Annotated in this window: 2 protein-coding genes; one reads left to right on the top strand and one right to left on the bottom strand. The window is 76.7% G+C overall.

Features of this window, described 5'->3' with window-relative positions; genetic code table 11:
• Positions 1-74: 74 nt before the first annotated feature.
• A complete protein-coding gene (locus CCN29_RS31845) occupies positions 75-953 on the top strand; it encodes a hypothetical protein (RefSeq protein ID WP_442538605.1) in 879 nt (292 codons plus the stop codon).
• Between the two features lie 24 nt (positions 954-977).
• Here the strand turns inward: CCN29_RS31845 and CCN29_RS31850 are convergent, their stop codons facing one another.
• Positions 978-2,180, bottom strand: coding sequence for an amino acid deaminase/aldolase (locus CCN29_RS31850; protein ID WP_031065816.1), 1,203 nt, complete (start codon positions 2,178-2,180; stop codon positions 978-980).
• Between the last annotated feature and the right edge of the window lie 306 nt (positions 2,181-2,486).

Consider the following 2,486-nt stretch of genomic DNA (forward strand, 5'->3'; position numbering starts at 1 on the left):
CCCGCACCGCCCGCACCGCCGGAGGCCCCGGAGCCGCCGCTGCCGCCCCCGCCGGGCGCCACCGGCGGACGCCGATGCCCTCGTCCGGGGTGGGGGCGGGGGGCTCCGGCGCCCCGGTGGCGCCCGGCGGGGGCGGCAGCGGCGGCTCCGGGGCCTCCGGCGGTGCGGGCGGTGCGGGCGGCTCGGGTGGTGCCAAGGCCGTCGCGCTGACCGTCGCCGGGGCCGTGCTGGTGGCCGCCGTCGTCGCCGGGGCGGTGGCGCTCACCCGCGACGGCGAGGATCCGGACACCCGTACCGCCACCAGCCCGACCGTCACGGCGCCCACGACGGAAGCCACGCAGCCGTCGCCCTCGCCGTCCACGTCCGAGCCGGCGCCGGAGGACGAGGGCGTGGTCGTGGACGAGCTGAACGGCGTCACCTTCCCGCTCCTCGACGGCTGGGTCCGGCCGCGGCACGTGGTCGAGGAGGACGCCGTCATGACCACCGACGGCACCCACGACTGCCCCGGCGAGGGCTCCCTCTGCCGCGGCGGCCTCGTCATCTCCCGTACGGTGACCGCCACCGACGAGTCCTCGCCCCGCGCGCTCGCCGAGGCGGACGTCCCCGACGCCGCCGAGGAGGCCTTCGACGAGGACACCCTCGGCCGCCGGCCCTACGGCGGCATGACCTCCCACCAGGTCGTCAGGGCGGGCCCGGTCGCGGTCGCGGGCCGCGCCGGATACCTGGTGCGCTGGCGGGTGACCACCGCCAAGGGCCCCGGCGGCTACGTCCAGTCCCTCGTCTTCCCGTCCAGCGTCGGCACCGAGTCCCCGGTCCTCGTCCGGTTCGTCTTCGAGGCGGGCCCGGACGGACCGCCCGTGGCCGACATGGACCGCATCGCCAAAGGCATCCGTTCCACCGCCGACGCGGCGTCCGGCGGCGGGGTCGGCAGCAGCATCGGCCCGACCGGCTGAGCCTGGCCGTGCCGCCGCGGGCGGCTACAGGAAGGTGTGCCCCTCACCCCGGTACGTCGGGACGGCCGCCGTCACCGCGTCCCCCTCCACCAGGTGCAGCGTGTCGAACCGCTCGCACAGCTCGCCCGCCTTGGCGTGCCGGAACCACACCTTGTCGCCGATCAGCAGATCGTCCGCGGCCGGCCCCAGCAGCGGCGTCTGCACCTCGCCCGCGCCCTCCTGCGGGTCGTAGCGCAGCCCCTGGGGCAGATACGGCACCGGCAGCCGGTCCGCGCCGGGCGCACCGGACGCCGGGTAGCCGCCGCCCAGCACCGTGACCACGCCGACCCCGGGCCGCCGTACCACCGGCAGGGCGAACAGCGCGGCCGGACGCCCCCGGAACGACGTGTAGTTGTCGAACAGCCGCGGCACGTACAGCCCCGAACCGGCCGCGATCTCGGTCACCGCGTCCTCGGCCGCCGTGTGCTGCACACTGCCCGTGCCGCCGCCGTTGACGAACTCCAGGTCCGGCACGACCTCCCGCACCGCCCGCACCACCGCGGCCCGCCGCTCGGCCAGTTCGCGGCGCGCCGCGGCCTGCATCAGCCGCACCGCGCGGGACCGCAGCGGGTGCCCCGCCACCGCGTCCCCGACCCCGGCCACATGCCCCTCGTACGCCATGATCCCGACCACCTCGAACCCCGGCCGGCGGGCCACCGCGCGGGCCACCTCGGCGACCTCGGCGGGGGAGTGCAGCGGGGAGCGGCGGGCGCCGATCCGCACCCGCCCGCCGAGCAGCCTGAGCGAGGTGTCCAACTCCAGGCACACCCGCACCACTTCACCGCCGCCGGCCCGTGCCGCGTCGATCAGGTCCAGCTGCGCCGGATCGTCGATCATCACGGTGACGGCGCCGGCGAGCTTCGGATCGGCGGCGAGCTCGGCGTACCCGGCGCGGTCGGCGGACGGATAGGCGAGCAGGACGTCGTCGAAACCGGAGCGGGCCAGCCACAGCGACTCGGCGAGCGTGAACGACATGATCCCCGCGAAACCCTCGCGGGCCAGGACCCGTTCGAGCAGCGCACGGCAGCGCACGGACTTGCTGGCGACCCGGATCGGCTTGCCTCCGGCACGGCGGACCAGATCGTCCGCGTTGGCGTCGAAGGCGTCCAGATCCACGATCGCGACGGGGGCGTCGAGCTGGGCTGTGGCCCGGTCGTAACGGGCCCGGTCGGCGGCGCGCGCAGTCATGAGCGCAGCCTGCCAGACCGGATTACCGCAGGGTAGGGGGACGTTCCGGGCAGATGCCGCGGGCCTGCGGACCGGTTCCCGTTCGGCGTGCCGCACGCCGTAGAGTGACGCGCACGCACGGCGGTACGTGGCCGGCCCGGACCCCGGGCGGATGACACGCGGGCCGTGCGGGTATCTGTGCCCGGGACGCGTCCGCGCCGGGCCACCTGGCAGCGACACGCCGGCCGCGGACGCGAGGACCGGCCCGGGCACGAGGAAACGGGGGGTGCATGAGCACGGAAGCGCGCCGCGCCTCCCTCCCCCCGC

This window comes from Streptomyces pseudogriseolus, from assembly GCA_002154585.1.
Classification (GTDB): Bacteria; Actinomycetota; Actinomycetes; order Streptomycetales; family Streptomycetaceae; genus Streptomyces; species Streptomyces pseudogriseolus.